General features: G+C 41.4%; 14 protein-coding genes. 6 read left to right on the top strand and 8 right to left on the bottom strand.

Going from position 1 to position 17,414, the window contains the following annotated elements:
* Nucleotides 1-27: 27 nt before the first annotated feature.
* On the bottom strand, nucleotides 28-1,428 hold the full coding sequence (locus WAX86_RS09995) for an L-cystine transporter (RefSeq protein ID WP_005298471.1): 1,401 nt from the start codon (nucleotides 1,426-1,428) through the stop codon (nucleotides 28-30).
* Between the two features lie 354 nt (nucleotides 1,429-1,782).
* A complete protein-coding gene (metG, locus tag WAX86_RS09990; RefSeq protein WP_005298474.1) occupies nucleotides 1,783-3,831 on the bottom strand; it encodes a methionine--tRNA ligase in 2,049 nt (682 codons plus the stop codon).
* A 246-nt stretch (nucleotides 3,832-4,077) separates the two neighbouring features.
* Between metG and apbC the strand changes: the two genes are divergently transcribed.
* From apbC to yhjD, 5 genes are all read left to right on the top strand, one after another.
* On the top strand, nucleotides 4,078-5,163 hold the full coding sequence (gene apbC / locus WAX86_RS09985) for an iron-sulfur cluster carrier protein ApbC (protein WP_341488732.1): 1,086 nt from the start codon (nucleotides 4,078-4,080) through the stop codon (nucleotides 5,161-5,163).
* 145 nt (nucleotides 5,164-5,308) lie between these two features.
* The gene (udk, locus tag WAX86_RS09980; RefSeq protein WP_005298478.1) at nucleotides 5,309-5,953 is read left to right on the top strand and encodes a uridine kinase; all 645 of its coding nucleotides are present in this window, start codon (nucleotides 5,309-5,311) and stop codon (nucleotides 5,951-5,953) included.
* Nucleotides 5,954-6,075: 122 nt separating this feature from the next.
* The gene (gene dcd, locus WAX86_RS09975; RefSeq protein WP_036763495.1) at nucleotides 6,076-6,669 is read left to right on the top strand and encodes a dCTP deaminase; all 594 of its coding nucleotides are present in this window, start codon (nucleotides 6,076-6,078) and stop codon (nucleotides 6,667-6,669) included.
* 222 nt (nucleotides 6,670-6,891) lie between these two features.
* Nucleotides 6,892-9,012, top strand: a complete 2,121-nt coding sequence (locus WAX86_RS09970) for an AsmA family protein (RefSeq protein ID WP_341488731.1) — start codon at nucleotides 6,892-6,894, stop codon at nucleotides 9,010-9,012.
* Between the two features lie 269 nt (nucleotides 9,013-9,281).
* Nucleotides 9,282-10,220, top strand: coding sequence for an inner membrane protein YhjD (gene yhjD, locus WAX86_RS09965; RefSeq protein ID WP_275667594.1), 939 nt, complete (start codon nucleotides 9,282-9,284; stop codon nucleotides 10,218-10,220).
* Nucleotides 10,221-10,336: 116 nt separating this feature from the next.
* Here yhjD and WAX86_RS09960 read toward each other — a convergent pair whose 3' ends face one another.
* Nucleotides 10,337-10,789, bottom strand: coding sequence for a CBS domain-containing protein (locus WAX86_RS09960; RefSeq protein WP_068947071.1), 453 nt, complete (start codon nucleotides 10,787-10,789; stop codon nucleotides 10,337-10,339).
* Between the two features lie 472 nt (nucleotides 10,790-11,261).
* On the opposite strand from WAX86_RS09960, the gene WAX86_RS09955 reads away from it, so the two are divergent.
* A complete protein-coding gene (locus WAX86_RS09955; RefSeq protein WP_005298489.1) occupies nucleotides 11,262-12,590 on the top strand; it encodes an anaerobic C4-dicarboxylate transporter in 1,329 nt (442 codons plus the stop codon).
* 79 nt (nucleotides 12,591-12,669) lie between these two features.
* Here the strand turns inward: WAX86_RS09955 and WAX86_RS09950 are convergent, their stop codons facing one another.
* The 5 genes from WAX86_RS09950 to WAX86_RS09930 form a co-directional block, all read right to left on the bottom strand.
* Complete coding sequence (locus tag WAX86_RS09950) at nucleotides 12,670-13,086, bottom strand: phosphate-starvation-inducible protein PsiE (protein WP_036763499.1); 417 nt, start codon at nucleotides 13,084-13,086, stop codon at nucleotides 12,670-12,672.
* Nucleotides 13,087-13,257: 171 nt separating this feature from the next.
* Nucleotides 13,258-13,863, bottom strand: a complete 606-nt coding sequence (gene cobO, locus WAX86_RS09945) for a cob(I)yrinic acid a,c-diamide adenosyltransferase (RefSeq protein ID WP_005298493.1) — start codon at nucleotides 13,861-13,863, stop codon at nucleotides 13,258-13,260.
* 4 nt (nucleotides 13,864-13,867) lie between these two features.
* Nucleotides 13,868-14,671: an adenosylcobinamide-GDP ribazoletransferase gene (locus WAX86_RS09940; RefSeq protein WP_341488730.1), complete on the bottom strand. Its 804-nt coding sequence runs from the start codon at nucleotides 14,669-14,671 to the stop codon at nucleotides 13,868-13,870.
* Between the two features lie 14 nt (nucleotides 14,672-14,685).
* Nucleotides 14,686-15,714: a nicotinate-nucleotide--dimethylbenzimidazole phosphoribosyltransferase gene (gene cobT, locus WAX86_RS09935; RefSeq protein WP_341488729.1), complete on the bottom strand. Its 1,029-nt coding sequence runs from the start codon at nucleotides 15,712-15,714 to the stop codon at nucleotides 14,686-14,688.
* A gap of 123 nt (nucleotides 15,715-15,837) precedes the next feature.
* Nucleotides 15,838-17,394, bottom strand: coding sequence for a SulP family inorganic anion transporter (locus tag WAX86_RS09930; protein ID WP_341488728.1), 1,557 nt, complete (start codon nucleotides 17,392-17,394; stop codon nucleotides 15,838-15,840).
* Between the last annotated feature and the right edge of the window lie 20 nt (nucleotides 17,395-17,414).

The raw sequence follows: 17,414 nt of genomic DNA, 5'->3' as shown, positions 1-17,414 counted from the left end.
ACCTCCTTAATAAGTAGTAAATTATAGTTAAGCTGCGCTCTCTTCACCGTCAAGGTTAACAACTTCATCGCTGTTAAAGACGTTCATATCTGTTTGGCCCATCAATTTACTGGTAATTGTTCCTGCCGTGATTGAGCCTGAAACGTTCAGAGCTGTACGACCCATATCAATCAGCGGTTCGATGGAGATCAGTAGGCCCGCTAGAGCAACAGGCATATCCATTGCAGAGAGAACGATCAATGCGGCAAAAGTTGCTCCGCCTCCGATACCTGCAACACCAAATGAACTGACAGTAATAATGGCAATTAAGGTACAGATGAAACCAAAGTCCATAGGGTTAATGCCAACAGTAGGTGCAATCATAATTGCAAGCATGGCTGGGTAGATACCCGCACAGCCATTTTGACCGATAGTGGAACCAAAAGAGGCTGCAAAATTTGCAATACCGCTTGGGATACCCAAACATTTTTCTTGTGTTTGCACGTTCATTGGAATCGAGCCTGCACTGGTGCGCGAGGTAAAAGCAAAGGCAAGTACTGGCATGATTTTTTTCAAGTGACGGATAGGATTAATACCAACAAGTGCCACTAATGCTAAATGAATGACAAACATTAAGATAAGTGCAGCATAAGATGCGATCACAAAGTTAGCTAAGTTAATAATATCAGCGTAATTAGAACCTGAGATTACCTTGGTCATTAGCGCAAGCACACCAAATGGTGTCAGACGTAATACTAGCGTTACCATTCGCATTACAATAGCTTGTGCAACTTTGATGAAGCTTTCAAATTGAGCAAAGATTTCAGGTTTTTTACGGGCAATACCGGTGGCTGATAATCCAATAAAGATAGAGAAAATGACCACTGCAATGGTTGATGTTCGACGTGCACCTGTCATATCTAAGAATGGGTTTGCCGGTATAAACTCAATCATTAATTTAGCAAATGACATAGCTTCAACATTACTTAATGTCGTTTCTAAGTTTTTCGCTCGGGCCATTTCAGCCGCACCAGCAGTAAGACCTTCGGCCGTTAAGCCAAATAGGTTCGACATTAAGATACCAACAAGAGCTGCAATCATGGTGGTAAAAATTAATACACCAATGGTTAATCCGCTGATTTTACCTAAAGAGGTGCCGCCATTAAGCTTTAGTATGGCTGAGATAATCGACACCATTACCAAAGGTATGATGATCATTTGCAGTAGCCGAACATAACCGACACCAACGATATCGAAATATTCAATCGACGTTTTAATTACTTCCGAACCTGAACCATAGAATATTTGCAGTGCAGCACCAAAGCCAATACCCAAACCTAAACCGGCAAAGACTCGTTTAGTGAAAGTATAATGTTTTGCCTGCATGTGATACAGAAAGGCGATAAGACCAAGAAATATGGCGAGGTTTATAATTACGCTAAAGGTCATAGTTAATCCTTAACATTGATTCAAAAGAAAGGGGGATATGTATTCTTTTGGTGCATCTTGCTGCATTTTAGTTTTTCGTAGCAGCGTTCCGTTGCCCGTTAATGGTGTGCAATATAAAGGATTTTTATAAATTTTAGTTATGAGCAAGATCGCTATTTATTAATCACATTAAGGCGCTTGATGCATAATTGAGAGTTGAGTGCGGAGCTGGATCAAGATTCAACATACAATTAACACTGTATGCTATAAGTGAATGAAATATAAGGGGATAAGTCTTGTTTAAATACAATATTTGTCGATATAAAAATGCCAGCAACAAATGCTGGCATTTATAATTAATCACATAATGTGAGCTTACATTACGCGCATACCAGGTTGTGCACCTTCGTGTGGTTCTAGAATCCAAAGATCTTTACCACCAGGGCCCGCAGCAAGAATCATACCTTCAGACATGCCGAACTTCATCTTACGAGGCTTAAGGTTAGCAACAACAACTGTTAGCTTACCTACAAGGTCTTCTGGGTTGTAAGCCGCTTTAATACCAGAGAATACTTGACGAGTTTCACCGCCAATATCAAGTTGGAACTTAAGCAGTTTGTCAGCCTTTGGCACTGATTCACAAGAGATAATCTTCGCAATACGTAGATCGATTTTTGCAAAGTCATCAAACTCAATTTCAGGTTCGATTGGCTCTTTGCTTAGCTCGGTCTGCTGTGCTGCTTCTGCTTGCTCTTTTGCTGCCATTTCAGCTGCTGCATCGGCTTTAGATGTTTCGATCATCGCTTCCACATTCTTTGGATCAATACGGTTAAACAGCGCTTTAAACTTAGTTACTTCATGAGCTGTTAATGGCTGAGCGATACCTTCCCAAGTTAGTGTTTCATTTAGGAATGCTTCTGTACGCTCTGCAAGTTTTGGCATAACTGGTTTTAGATAAGCCATTAGCACGCGGAATAGGTTAATACCCATAGAACAGATTTCTTGTAGCTCTAGGTCTTTACCTTCTTCTTTTGCTACAACCCAAGGTGCTTTTTCATCTACATATTGGTTTGCTTTGTCTGCAAGAGCCGTAATTTCACGAATAGCACGACCGTATTCACGAGATTCGTACAGTGCGCCAATGCGATCAGCTGCAGCGACAAATTCTGCATACAGTTCAGGCTCAGCACAACGCTCAGCAAGCTTGCCGTCGAAACGTTTAGCGATAAAACCTGCATTACGAGAAGCTAGGTTAACGATCTTGTTTACAACATCGCTGTTTACGCGTTGAGTAAAGTCTTCTAGGTTTAGATCTAGATCGTCAATACGGCTGTTTAGTTTTGCAGCGTAGTAGTAACGTAGACATTCAGGGTCTAAGTGCTGTAGGTAAGTTCCTGCTTTAATGAAGGTACCTTTTGACTTAGACATTTTCGCGCCGTTTACTGTTACGTAACCATGTACAAAGACATTATTTGGCTTACGGAAACCAGCACCATCTAGCATTGCAGGCCAGAATAGGCTGTGGAAGTAAACGATATCTTTACCGATGAAGTGGTATAGCTCAGTTGAACTGTCTTTATTCCAGAACTCGTCAAAGTCTAGATCGTCACGCTTGTCACATAGATTCTTAAATGAGCCCATGTAACCAATTGGTGCATCTAGCCATACGTAGAAGTATTTGCCAGTTTCACCAGGAATTTCAAAGCCGAAGTATGGTGCATCACGAGAAATATCCCACTGTTGCAGACCAGACTCGAACCACTCTTGCATTTTATTTGCAGTTTCGTCTTGTAGCGCACCTGATTTAGTCCACTCTTTTAGCATGCTCTCGAACTGAGGCAGGTCAAAGAAGAAGTGCTCTGAATCTTTCATTACTGGTGTTGCGCCAGATACTGCCGATTTTGGATTGATTAAATCCGTTGGGCTGTATGTTTCACCACAGTTGTCACAGTTGTCGCCGTATTGATCTTCAGCGCCACACTTAGGACAAGTACCCTTAACGAAACGATCCGGTAGGAACATCTCTTTTTCAGGATCGAACAGTTGAGAGATAGTGCGGCTTGTGATGTAACCTTGCTGCTTAAGCTGGTTATAAACAAAAGAAGCCAGTTCACGGTTCTCCGGTGAATGGGTGCTGTGGTAGTTACTGAAATCGATATCAAAGCCAGCAAAGTCCGCTTGGTGTTCTTTGCTCACTTCAGCGATCATCTGCTCAGGTTCCATACCCATCTGCTGGGCCTTAAGCATGATTGGAGTGCCGTGTGCGTCATCTGCACAAATGAAATGAACTTCGTTGCCGCGAAGGCGCTGGTAGCGCACCCAAATATCCGCTTGCACATGTTCTAGCATGTGACCAAGGTGGATAGAACCGTTAGCGTACGGTAGGGCGCAGGTCACCAGAATTTTTCTTGGATTTGCAGCCATAATTACTTATTTCGCTCATGATGGGTAAAAAACGTAGCCTCAAATAGTACCCGATGGCGGGGCTATTGCCTAGCAGAGATAAGAGAATTCATATCAAAAGAGTGGAAATCAGGCGAACTATTGACTTTAGTGATAGTATGGCCAAGAAAAGGCAATCATGCCTTACCCTATAATGTTCATTTTTCTCTATTTATTGCTTAATAAAACAGCGTTAAAGGAATGAACATCGAACGGAGCGCATAGAAGATGAATAATGAAAAGATCACACGTTTTGAAAGCGTCAGTGATGTTTGCCGTTGGTTAAATCAATTCGAGCACCCTTGGTTACATCCTGAGTGGGCCGATATTCCTAATGTGGTTTCAGTTTCGGCTCAGGGGACTGTCTCGATTACACTTCCTTTTGCAGCAGCAACCTTGATAGAACAATTAAATGCTTGGCTTGCACAAGAAAAATCACAATTAAATGTAGCGGTGGAATTTGAGGTTAAAAGCCGAGTAGCTCCCCTTGCTGCAGGTGAAAAGGCGCCATTAAAAGGTATCAAAAATATTGTTGTAGTGAGTTCAGCCAAAGGTGGTGTTGGTAAATCAACCACATCGGTAAACCTTGCATTAGGCTTGCAGCAACAAGGGGCTAAAGTTGGCTTATTAGATGCTGATATTTATGGTCCTTCAGTTCCTATGATGCTTGGTACTGTCAATGAAAAGCCTCAATCTCCAGATGGTAAAATGATGCTACCTGTTGAGTCCTGTGGTTTGTACACAAACTCGGTGGGGTATTTAGTCCCTGCTGAAAGTGCAACTATTTGGCGTGGTCCAATGGCGTCAAAAGCATTAGCGCAGATTATTAATGAAACTTGGTGGCCTGATTTAGACTATCTTGTTATTGATATGCCACCGGGTACGGGTGATATTCAACTTACTCTAGCTCAGCAAATTCCGGTAAACGGTGCGGTAGTGGTTACAACCCCTCAAGATTTGGCTTTGGCTGATGCGATTAAAGGTGTCAGCATGTTTAACAAAGTCGATGTACCTGTACTGGGTATCGTTGAGAACATGAGTTATCACATCTGTAGCAATTGTGGTCACCATGAGGCGATCTTTGGAACCGGTTGTGCAGAGAAAATGGCTCAAAGCTATTCGGTACCATTGCTAGCACAGTTACCACTGCATATTCAGATCCGAGAAGATATCGATAATGGTAAGCCAACGGTTGCCGCTCATCCTGAATCTGAACATGCTCAAGCCTATATTGAACTCGCAGGACAGGTAGCAAGTCGCCTATACTGGGAAGGTAAGCCTATTGCAGAGCAGATTACTATTCGCACAATGTAAGGCATAAATCGCTTTATCTTGAATAGAAATCAAGCAAACGTGCCAGATGCCAGATTTTTACTGGCATCTATTGGGCCAACTGCTTATAATCGTGCGGTTTATTTATCGTTATTTACTCTCCTCGTATCAACAGGTGCTTTCTGATATGTCTGAAAACTCACACCAATGCGTTATTATCGGTATTGCAGGTGCTTCTGCATCCGGTAAAAGTTTGATTGCCAGTACTGTTTACAATGAATTAAAAGAAAAAGTTGGCGATCATCAGATCGGTGTCATTACGGAAGATTGTTACTACAACGATCAAAGTCACCTAAGCATGGAAGAGCGCGTTAAGACTAACTATGACCATCCAAATGCATTGGATCACGATCTGCTATGTGATCATCTACAAATGCTTATGGAAGGTAAGTCAGTTGAAGTACCTCAGTATAGCTACAGCGAACATACTCGTATGACAGAAACCTCAACAATGACACCAAAGAAAGTGATCATTTTAGAAGGTATTCTGCTTCTAACTGACCCTCGTTTACGTAACCTAATGCACGCTAGTGTCTTTATGGATACGCCGCTAGATATCTGTTTATTACGCCGTCTTCAGCGTGATGTAGCAGAGCGTGGTCGCACAATGGAATCTGTTTTAGTTCAGTATCAAAAAACAGTACGTCCAATGTTCATGCAATTTATTGAGCCATCTAAGCAGTATGCCGATATTATCGTTCCTCGCGGCGGTAAGAACCGAATTGCGATTGATGTCTTAAAAGCGCATATTGCCAAATTACTGAAATCGTAAGATTATATTTTTCTTGAGGCTGGCCATTGAGTCAGCCTTATTTTTATAAATTGATCTGTTGCTGACTTAAATTGAACAGGGCTGTTTATGTTTAAGTTTTGCTTTTTCTGGAGAAAACTCTCATGAGACTCTGTGATAAAGATATTAAAAAATATCTCGATGAAGGCAAGATCAGCATCGAACCACGCCCGTCAGATGACTGCATCAGTGGTTTGACTGTTGATGTTTCTCTTGGTAATAAATTCCGTATCTTCAATGATCACGGTGCACCATATATCGATCTTTCTGGTCGAAAAGAAGAAGTTTCTGCTCAACTTGATAAAGTGATGAGTGATGAAATTGAAGTCGCTGAAGATGAAGCTTTTTTCCTTCACCCAGGACAATTGGCGCTTGCTGTTACCCATGAATCGGTGACGTTACCTGCTAATATTGTGGGTTGGCTAGATGGCCGTTCGTCGTTGGCTCGTCTTGGCTTAATGGTTCATGTTACCGCTCATCGAATTGATCCAGGTTGGTCTGGTCGTATTGTTCTTGAGTTCTATAACAGTGGTCGTTTGCCATTAGCTTTACGTCCTCACATGCCAATTGGCGCATTAAGCTTTGAGACATTATCAGGTCCTGCTGAAAAACCTTATAATAAGCGTGCAGACGCAAAGTATAAGAATCAGCAAGGTGCTGTTGCAAGTCGTATCAATGAAGACGATAAAGAAGCATAATTGCTAATTAACTGAATCAGGAAAGGGCAGCCATAAAGGTTGCCCTTTTTCTTTGCTACCGCTTTAAACTTCCATTGGTTATTATGGTCTCAAAGCTATTGGCTAGGCTTATCTTTAACGTGGTTATTCAAGTTACAAGGCATCTGTTTTGGCTAAATAAAGTAACTTGGGGTAGCGTAACGTGTTAGGAATAACTATTTAAGAAAATCTATAGGGAATCCGATGAAAAAATTCTTTTACGTTGTGGTCGCATTACTGTTGATCATTGCGTTGGGTATCGGGGCACTTTTGACGCTCGTTAACCCAAATCAATTTAAACCACTGATCAGTGAACAAGTGAAAAAAGCGACTGGACGAGATTTAGTTATCGATGGTGATATCAGTTGGCGATTTTTCCCTACTTTAGGGTTAACTGTAGGTAAAACGGCATTTCGTAATCCAAATGGGTTTACGGAACCTGATTTGATGAAATTTACAGATGCTGAGTTGTCAGTATCGGTTATGCCGCTATTTTCTCATCAATTAGAGATTGGTAAGGTTATCTTAAATGGGGCTCATATTTTTATTGAGACTCGCAAAGATGGAGTAAGTAACCTCGATGGTTTAGGTGAAGCTAGCCAGTCACCAAGTGAGTCGAGTGCTCATTCTGAAAAATCAACCAAGACGCAAAATGATCCAGCAACCAAATCTGAACAGCCTTGGGCCATCTCTCTTGCTGGCATTGAGGTGACAAATGCCAGTGCGACCATTAATAATGACCAGACAGACAGTGCCACACTTCTCACGAATTTAAATTTAAACTTAGATCGTTTTATTCCCGGTCAATGGAGCGCGATGAATTTTGATTTAGATGGTAATACGAATGGAATTGGCTTTAGTGCTAAAGGTAAAACCTCATTCAATTTATCGTCAAATTATAAACACATAGCTCTAAAAGATGTGGATTTTACAGCAAGTGCAGAAAGTAAAACCTTCCATATTCCTCAGTTAAGTTTAAGTCTTGACCATTTTGATTTTGGTCAATGGGCAACAATTAAGTATCAAACACAGGGCAGCATACCGAATCTAAAGTTTGCAAGCCAAGGTGCTCTACGTCTTAACCTAGATAAAGCGTTGACTAAGGCTGAGTTTGAACAGATTGCTTTAACTGCCGATTTAAGTGGTGCAATGCTACCTCGTCCTGAAATGAAGATTGCACTGAATGGTGATGCACAATACCTTGTTGCAGAAAAATTAGCTTCATTATCAAATATTAAATTAGTAGCTGATGAGGTAACCGCAACAGGTCAGTTATCTTATCAAGCCAGTACCAAGCCGAAACTTCAATTTGATTTACACAGTCCAGATATTAATGTGGATAAATGGCTGGGTATGTCATCAAAGCAAAATGCAACTATTGCGCAAACAGAATCTAAATCATCTCAAGCTTCTGATGTTGCCAAAGGTTCGGTCTCTCAAACCAAAGTAACAGAACCTAATTTATCAGCATTGAAGAGCTTTGATCTCAATGGTCAGTTGGCGGTTGATAAATTACATGTCGCTAATGTGAATATTTCTGATGTAAAAATGCAGATGAGTATTTTAAATGGCGTGCTTAATTTAAAACAGCTACATGCGAAACTATACGGAGGTACGGTTGATGCGACAGCAATGGTTGATGCAAATCCACAACGAGCAAAGTATCGTTTTAGTCCTCGTATTAAAGGCGTTCAAATTCAACCATTATTAAAAGCACTTGCCGATAATGATTCGTTAGCGGGTACGGCAAATTTGGATGTGAGTCTATCGGGTCAAGGCTTGTCTGAGCAAAGTATTCGTCAGCATGTATATGGTTCAGTGACTGCCAGTATCAATAATGGTGCACTATATGGTGTGAATTTACCTGAGATGATCAGAGAAGCGAAAGCTAAGCTTAAAGGCAAAGCTATCGACGGAGCTAGCGCCGAGAAGAAAACAGATTTTTCATCATTATCTGCCGCGATTACGATTAAAAATGGGGTAGCAAGTACCAGCAATTTAGCGGCTCATTCGCCTTTGTTTAATGTATCGGGGTCAGGTAATACGAATCTTGTGTCTGAGCAGATTGATTTTACGGTGAATGCCTTAATTTCGGATCATAAACAAGCCAATGGACAATTAGTTGTGCCGATTGAGATTAAAGGCAATTGGGATAAACCTGAATACCGTTTAGATCTCAAACAGCTGCTGCTTAAGAACAATACGTTAAAACAGAAAGCGGAAAAAGAGATCAATCGAGGCCTTGAGAAGATCTTTGGTGGTGAAGGAAAGAACGAAGATCTGAAAAATGCAGCGGATCAATTGTTGAAAGGGTTATTTAATTAAGTAACTAAGAAATAAAGGCTCATTCAGTAGATGAATGAGCCTTTATTGTTTTTGTTAGTTTGGACGCAGTTATGTAAGGTGAAGGTAAAAAAAGTCAGTTTTTTCATCAAAACTATAAGCAAAACCCTGCATTATCGATACAATAGCTATAACAAGCCATTTTTATGGCGCTTAAATTTCAGTTTATTCAGACAATTTTGAGCATTATGACTAACGAAGTATCAGAAAAGACGAGTAGCACAGTTGTTCAGAAAATCACAGCAGCAGCAATGTGGTTATTAGAAAAAATCAAAGCCTTACCACCGATTGCTCACTTCATTCGAGCTGCCGATCGCTTTAATGATCGACTTGGTAGTCAGTTTGGTGCCGCTATCACCTATTTTTCCTTTTTATCTTTGATCCCGATTTTGATGGTGTTATTTGCGGCTGCCGGTTTTATTCTTGCTTCTAATGCCGATTTGCTAACAGATATTATCGATAAAATTGTAAATGGAGTAACAGACCCAAGTTTGGCTCAGACCCTGAAAAACACAGTTAATACAGCGGTGAACCAGCGTACAACGGTGGGGTTAAGTGGTCTTGCGATTGCTCTCTACTCGGGTATTAGTTGGATGGGCAACCTTCGAGAAGCCGTTCGGGCACAAACACGTGATGTATGGGAACGGAAACCAGAAGATAAAGATCATATTCTATTACAGTATGGTAAAGATTTTATTGCCTTAACCGGATTGGTGGCTGCACTTATTTTCACAGTAGCCTTAACATCGATTGCAGGCTCTGCTCAAGCAAGTATTGTAAATGCATTAGGATTAAATGATGTTACTTGGTTAAGGCCGGTTTTAACAACGATTGCATTAACTATTTCCATTAGCGCAAACTATCTGATGTTCTTGTGGATTTATTGGATGTTGCCTAAGAAAAAGCTAGAGCGAAAGGCTTTGATTCTTGGTACGTTAATGGCAGCAATCGGATTTGAAGGCATCAAGTTTGCGATGACATTTATGCTACCTAAGTTGGCTCAATCTCCATCGGGCGCTGCATTTGGTTCTATTATTGGTTTGATGGCATTTTTCTACTTTTTTGCTCGATTAACGCTATTTTGCGCAGCATGGATAGCAACAGCAGAGCCGAGTAAGAAAAAGCGTCTTGATGGTGCAGAGCAGACTGAGGCCCCTGAAGTTGAAGAACAAACCTCTGCTTCAAATTAAGCCCGTCTAGTTTTTGTTTAGTGGGCAAACAAGTGTACTAAATAAGAAAACCGCAAGTTACTACTTAAGGTAACTTGCGGTTTTTTATTATGAGGTAGATCTTAAACTACGAGTGATTAAGCGGCACTTTTCTTCTTTTTATTTGAGCGTTGGCTCTCTAGAGTATCTTGGAAAGCTTGCAGTAAATCGATAGCAGAGAGCATTCCAACTAACTCTCCGGCTTTATTGAGCACAGGTGCTGCACCAACATTGTGTTCAAGAATAATACTAATTGCTTTGGTTAATGTGTCGTAAGTACGGACAGATATCACATCTTTGATCATGACATCTCCAACATTAAGGTCATCACTGAGTTGATATTCATGGCCAATATCCGGGGATTCATCAACCCAGTTAGGTCGACGCAACTCTCTATCACTGATGATTCCAATCAGATCGCCTTGATTATCAATAATAGGTAAATGGCGGATATCTTCATCCTTCATTAAAAAGAACGCTTCTCTTAATCCGGTATCTGCCGTTGCGGAAATCACTTTAGCGGTCATGTACTCAGAGACTTTTGTTGGCATTACTTCATCCTTATCAGTAATTGATATCATGTTCCCACATAACTGTTACTTTGGTGTGGTACTTATCCAGTGTAGTCGATCAGTATGAGATACGAACACAACATGAACATGGGATAATCTTTAATGACGTTAACAGATCCCAATGAAAAAGTAGTGAGACATAGCCCTTGTTTTGACATTTGTTAAGAATAAGGGGGAGGATGGGGTTTTGTGGCGTTTATGTTATAGCACGTTATTCTCCCTTTATTTTGTTGTTTAAAAAACATCAGTGAGTTTTGTTGCTGTTTTTAATTTGTAGCGTATTTGTTTCGCGCTACTGGAAAATGTCTGCGATTCTTCACATAACTATTTATAAAAATACTTTTATTGTAACAAATTGATATTTATCAATAGGTTTGCATAATGGCAGGAGCAAGCTATCCCTAGTTTATTTAAGGTTATTTATTGATTTCGATATAGGGAGATAGCGATCATGCTGTACTTGGAGTTTTTATTCCTGTTGCTTGTGCTGTATGCAGGCAGTCGTTTTGGCGGCATAGGGTTAGGTGTTGTATCTGGTTTAGGCTTAATTGTGGAAGTGTTTATTTTCCGTATGCCTCCGACATCACCACCGATCACCGTTATGCTGATTATCTTAGCCGTTGTGACGTGTGCTTCGATTCTTGAAGCAGCTGGTGGCTTAAAATACATGCTTCAAGTAGCTGAAAGAATTCTACGCAGCAATCCTAAACGAGTGACAATATTGGGCCCATTGGTGACTTACACCATGACATTTATGTTAGGTACAGGTCATGCTGTATATTCAATCATGCCTATTATTGGCGATGTTGCCCTAAAAAATGGTATTCGTCCTGAGCGCCCAATGGCTGCATCTTCGGTAGCTTCTCAGTTAGCCATTACCGCGAGCCCAATTTCAGCAGCGGTGGTGTACTACTTAGCACAACTATCGGGCTTAAATGAAAGTATTCACCTTCTAACCATTTTGATGGTTACTGTACCTTCGACTCTTTTAGGTACGATTCTACTTTCTTTATATAGCCTTCGTCGTGGTAAAGAGCTTGCTGATGACCCTGAATATCAAGCACGCTTAAAAGATCCTATTTGGGCTGAGACTATTAAAAATACAACATCGACCTCATTAAATGAAGCGTTACCAAAATCGGCAATGCATGCTGTTATGTTGTTTATTTTGGCGCTGATTTCTATTGTGATTATTGCGATGGTGCCTGAAATTCGCACCATTGGTGATGCGAAACCGATTTCAATGTCTCTTGTCATTCAGATGATGATGTTGGCATTTGGTGGTTTAATTTTATTGGTTACTCGTACTAACGTGCAGAAAGTTCCAGAAGGCGTTGTCTTTAAGTCGGGTATGGTTGCTGCAATCGCTATTTTTGGTATTGCTTGGATGAGTGATACCTATTTCCAGTATGCGATGCCATCATTTAAATCGGGTATTACCGAGATGGTTCAAAACTACCCTTGGACATTTGCATTAGCGCTATTTATTGTCTCTGTAGTGGTAAACTCGCAAGCGGCAACGGCTCGTATGATGCTACCTGTCGGTTTGGCTATGGGACTAAATCCTGCACTTTTGATTGGTCTAATGCCAGCAACTTATGGCTATTTCTTTATTCCAAATTATCCATCAGATATTGCAACCGTTAACTTTGATGTGACAGGTACTACTAAGATTGGTAAATGGTATTTTAACCACAGCTTTATGGCACCTGGTCTTATTGGGGTAGTTGGTGCATGTGTGATTGGCTATTTACTTGCGCAAGTTGTAGTGCCAATGTAAGGCTACACAGAAAAGTAAAGCTCGGTTAGACGTGGCTTATTAATAGAGAAAGGGAGCTCTTGGTGAGCTCCCTTTTTATTTATTCGTGTGAATCATCTTCTTTATACGGCCAGTAATGGTGACCGGCGCGAATAATTAGGGTTGCTGCGGCTAGGATAAATGCAGAGAGTGATAACCAAACAATAAATTCACCGTTTAGCTCTTTCATACCAAGAGTGATATAGCGAGCAATAGCCATAATCGCAATATAAATAGGATAGCGCACTGGTATTTTACCATTGGCAACAAACTGTTGAACCATGGCCAATACTTCTAGATAGATAAACATTAATAGGATGTCAGTTAGTAAAATTTGTTTATTTACAATGACATGAATAAATTCATTGACCATGGCAACTACGGTTGAGAGCGTAATTGCAACCAATAAAATTGCTTCTAAGATATGAAAAATCTTAAGAAATCGGGAGCTGAACCCTTTTGGTAAATGTGAAGGCATGATATCTCCTAAGCAAGGCTTTCACTTCCCCTTTGTGTTATAACCTCTTAATACACACTGAGTGTTTTAATGGTCTTGGGGGATATTCTTGCTCGGAATTATAAAGAGTTTTTTGCAAAGACCCAATAACTGAAGAGGGCAAATTTACGCCCCCTTACAGTTATGCAATGATTACCAATCAACACCTTGTCGCGCCTTGATTCCATTTTCAAAAGCGTGTTTGATGTTGCGAACTTCCGATACGGTATCGGCTAATTCGATAAGAGAGCGGTGAGCGCCTCGGCCTGTAATAATAACCGATTGCATTGGAGGACGATTATTGAGAGCTTCGATCAACTCATCAAGGTCAATATAATGATAAGTAATCATATAGGTGAGTTCATCGAGTAACACGACATCATAACTCGGATCTGCGAGCATTTTCTTACACGCTTGCCAAGTTTGTTGAGCGGCTAGGGTGTCAGCTTCTTTATTTTGGGTCTCCCATGTAAAGCCTGTTGCCATGACAGCAAACGTGACACCATGTTGCTCTAGTAAATTACGCTCTCCGCAATCCCAAGTTCCTTTGATAAATTGACCAACTCCGCAGCGATAGCCGTGTCCGACAGCTCGAGCAACAGTACCAAACCCTGAGGTTGATTTACCTTTGCCATTACCCGTGATGATGAGCAATAGACCTTTCTCTTGTTGAGCCGCTTCTACTTTGGCATCAATGTGTTGTTTGACTTTCTGCTGGCGATCTTTATATCGTTGGTTTTTGTCGCTGTTTGATGTCATAACATTACCCTAAAATATGGTGGTAGAACGCTAAAATTACACAGTATCCAATCAATTCGGCGATCTGTTGGCAAGCCCCTAAACAGTCACCGGTATAGCCTCCAAGCTGTTGTTGAAACCAAGCACCAGCAGCGAAGCGAACAATAACCATAGCCGCAATCAGTGAAATAGCTAAAGAGATTGGAAAGATAGACACTAGCACTAAACCCGTACCGATTAAAACCCACAGTTCAAAAGGGCTTTGCTGTTTTGCCAGTGGTTTTACTTTACTGGTTTGATCGGCTCGAACATAGGGGTAAGAGAAGATGAGTGAAGCGGCCACCACGCGGCTTACACCATGCATCACAAATAGGGCATAAGCTGGTAGCCATACATTGTCTTGGGCAAGATAGGTGAGGGTTAGCCATTTTAAGCCAAGCATCATAATAAGTGAGCATAATCCATAGGTACCCACCCGGGAGTCTTTCATAATGGACAGTTTTTTTTCAACCGTCCAACCACCACCAAAACCATCAAAAACATCGGCTAGACCATCTTCATGAAAAGCTCCTGTTATCAGCATACTGGTTATCATGGCAAAGCCAATCGCAATCGATACCGGTAAAATGGCGGCAAACACCAGATAACTTAAAGCGGATAGCAAGCCGACAATACAACCAACTAGGCCAAAATAACGGTTAGCTTGATTTAATCTCTGTTCAGTAAATGGTGTATTTTGAGGAACAGGAATTCGAGTAAAAAAACTCAGGGCAATCAGAAATAATTGCCACTGATATCGTATTTGCTCTCGATTAAACGGAAATTTCATCACAATTCTCCAGGCTACACAGTGATTCCAGCATCATCAAAGCTGGCCATATCGTTATAAAACGCACATGCAGCATGGAGTAATGGCAGAGCAAGCGCTGCACCTGTACCTTCACCAAGACGAAGATCTAAATGAAGCAGAGGAGAGGCTGCTAAGTGAGTCAGCATTTTTTGATGTCCTTGCTCTTGTGATTGGTGGCAAAAAACTAAGTACTGACGACAATCCGAGTGTATTTGACACGCCATAAGGGCGGCGGCCGTTGCGATAAATCCATCAACTAATACGATCATTTTATTTTGTGCCGCTTGTAGTATGGCGCCTACCATTTGCACAATCTCAAAACCACCAACAGCGGCTAAAATATCAAACGCATCATGACAGTGATCTTTATGAAGAGTGATAGCTTGTTCAATTAATGCGGTTTTTTTTGCCAATTGTTCTGAGTTAATACCGGTACCTGAGCCGACACACTCTTGTGCTGAAAGGTTGAGTGCTAAAGCCATAATGGCACTGGCACTGCTCGTGTTACCAATTCCCATTTCACCAAAACCGATGCAATTTGTTCCTTGCTGGTAAAGTGTCTCACAGACTGAGGCCCCGAGTTTTATTCCTTCAAGGACAAGTGTACGGCTCATTGCTTGCGTTGCTGTAAAATCATGAGTACCGGCCCCTAATCGTTGTTTTATCAGGTGGGGGTGAGTCTCTGGTTCATGTTTAATTCCAGCATCGACAACCGAGATATCCATATTATTACTACGACAAAAACAGTTAATAGCTGCTCCCCCTGCAAGGAAATTTGCAACCATTTGTCCTGTTACATCACTGGGTGCAATACTGACCCCATGTTTAGTGATGCCATGATCACCCGCAAAGATAACAAGGTGGGGCTGAGTAATGGTGAGTTGCTCGCTCTGCTGAATAAGAGCAATCTGGCAGGCTAATGTTTCTAATTGACCTAATGCACCAAGTGGTTTGGTTTTATTATTAATTTTATGTTGGATTTGTTCGATATGAGAGCGATCGGGTGCACTAATACTAAACATGGATGGTTTTCCTGTATCAATCAGAATATTGAATAGGAAATACTGCTTGAGTTGGGAAGATAAAGCAATGTTGTTGATAGAAAAAGCCCGTAATCACAGGTAACTACGGGCTGAGTATCAAGATTAACCTAACGTATCGGTTGCTACTTTGTAGGTTGGATCTTCTAGCATATTCACTTCCACAAGGTTACCAGCTTTTTTAAGTAAAGAGCGGCACTCAGGGCTTAAGTGTTTAATATGCAGAGTCTTACCTTGATTTGCATAGCGTTCAGCAATGGTGTCGATAGCTTCAATGGCAGAGTGGTCAGCAACTCGTGATTGAGCAAAATCTATGATGATGTTATTTGGATCATTTTTCGCATCAAATAGCTCTAGGAAGTGAGCTGTAGAGCCAAAGAATAAAGGTCCGTTAACACGATAAATTTTTGCACCGTTCTCATCAATATGAGTCGAGGCATAAATACGTTTTGCATGATTCCAAGCAAAGACTAGAGCGGAGTAGATCACACCCACTAATACGGCAACGGCAAGATCGGCTGCAATGGTGACGCATGTTACAAGAATAATGGTAAAGAAGTCGTGCTTTGGTACTTTACGCATCATCTTAAAGCTTGCCCACTCAAATGTGCCAATAACCACCATAAACATAACACCAACTAGGGCTGCTACTGGGATCATTTCAATTAGAGGCGCGCCAAAGAGAACAAAAAGCATCAGTCCTACTGCGCCGGTAATACCCGATAAGCGACCACGACCACCCGAGTTAATGTTGATCATTGACTGGCCAATCATGGCACAACCACCCATGGCACCGAATACAGAACAGGTGATATTGGCAACACCTTGTCCCATACATTCGCGATTACCATGTCCGCGAGTTCCTGTCATTTCATCAATAACGGTAAGCGTTAGCAGTGACTCAATAAGTCCTACAGCTGCAAGGATCAATGAATATGGAAGAATAATGCGTAATGTTTCTAGGTTAAAGCCAACTTCGGGTAGGGCGAAAGTGGGTAGTGAACCTGCTAGAGTTGCATTTGGATTGCCACTCATTGAGCGGACAAAATCAATAACAGTGCGAGAGTCTAGACCGACAACATGAACCAAAGCCGTAACGGTTAAAATGGCAACAAGAGAAGAGGGCACAGCTTTGGTAAGTTTTGGTAAGAAGTAGATGATTGCCATCGTTAAAGCGACTAAACCTAACATAATGTAGAGCTGTGTCCCTTGCATCCACTCTAGCTGACCTGCGGCATTGGTGACTTTAAATTGTCCTAACTGAGCTAAGAAAATGACAATCGCTAGGCCGTTTACAAAGCCTATCATTACTGGGTGTGGCACCATTCGGATAAATTTCCCCAGTTTGAATACCCCCGCCAAAATTTGGAATACACCAGCAAGCATGATGGCAGCAAAAAGGTATTGGATGCCGTGATCAGCAACAAGACTTACCATGACAACGGCCATTGCACCAGTAGCGCCTGAAATCATGCCTGGACGACCGCCAAGGATTGCAGTAACTAGACCGACAATGAAAGCTGCGTATAGACCAACCATAGGGTCTACGCCAGCAACAAAGGCAAAGGCTACGGCTTCAGGGATCAGTGCTAACGCGACAGTAAGCCCTGATAAGATGTCATTTTTGACGGATTGACGCGAAAAAGATGGGAATTCAAACATTTTATTAAGTTTTGCTCTAG

Origin of the sequence: Photobacterium damselae subsp. damselae, assembly GCF_038086725.1 — a bacterium.
Lineage (GTDB): Bacteria > Pseudomonadota > Gammaproteobacteria > Enterobacterales > Vibrionaceae > Photobacterium > Photobacterium damselae.
This window is presented reverse-complemented; position numbering and strand designations above follow the sequence as displayed.

What these genes read in the sequence shown, in the direction of transcription:
- WAX86_RS09995 (WP_005298471.1), bottom strand. Translation starts at nt 1,428, where the DNA reads ATGACCTTTAGCGTAATTATAAACCTCGCCATATTTCTTGGTCTTATC.
- metG (WP_005298474.1), bottom strand. Translation starts at nt 3,831, where the DNA reads ATGGCTGCAAATCCAAGAAAAATTCTGGTGACCTGCGCCCTACCGTAC.
- apbC (WP_341488732.1), top strand. Translation starts at nt 4,078, where the DNA reads ATGAATAATGAAAAGATCACACGTTTTGAAAGCGTCAGTGATGTTTGC.
- udk (WP_005298478.1), top strand. Translation starts at nt 5,309, where the DNA reads ATGTCTGAAAACTCACACCAATGCGTTATTATCGGTATTGCAGGTGCT.
- dcd (WP_036763495.1), top strand. Translation starts at nt 6,076, where the DNA reads ATGAGACTCTGTGATAAAGATATTAAAAAATATCTCGATGAAGGCAAG.
- WAX86_RS09970 (WP_341488731.1), top strand. Translation starts at nt 6,892, where the DNA reads ATGAAAAAATTCTTTTACGTTGTGGTCGCATTACTGTTGATCATTGCG.
- yhjD (WP_275667594.1), top strand. Translation starts at nt 9,282, where the DNA reads ATGTGGTTATTAGAAAAAATCAAAGCCTTACCACCGATTGCTCACTTC.
- WAX86_RS09960 (WP_068947071.1), bottom strand. Translation starts at nt 10,789, where the DNA reads ATGCCAACAAAAGTCTCTGAGTACATGACCGCTAAAGTGATTTCCGCA.
- WAX86_RS09955 (WP_005298489.1), top strand. Translation starts at nt 11,262, where the DNA reads ATGCTGTACTTGGAGTTTTTATTCCTGTTGCTTGTGCTGTATGCAGGC.
- WAX86_RS09950 (WP_036763499.1), bottom strand. Translation starts at nt 13,086, where the DNA reads ATGCCTTCACATTTACCAAAAGGGTTCAGCTCCCGATTTCTTAAGATT.
- cobO (WP_005298493.1), bottom strand. Translation starts at nt 13,863, where the DNA reads ATGACATCAAACAGCGACAAAAACCAACGATATAAAGATCGCCAGCAG.
- WAX86_RS09940 (WP_341488730.1), bottom strand. Translation starts at nt 14,671, where the DNA reads ATGAAATTTCCGTTTAATCGAGAGCAAATACGATATCAGTGGCAATTA.
- cobT (WP_341488729.1), bottom strand. Translation starts at nt 15,714, where the DNA reads ATGTTTAGTATTAGTGCACCCGATCGCTCTCATATCGAACAAATCCAA.
- WAX86_RS09930 (WP_341488728.1), bottom strand. Translation starts at nt 17,394, where the DNA reads ATGTTTGAATTCCCATCTTTTTCGCGTCAATCCGTCAAAAATGACATC.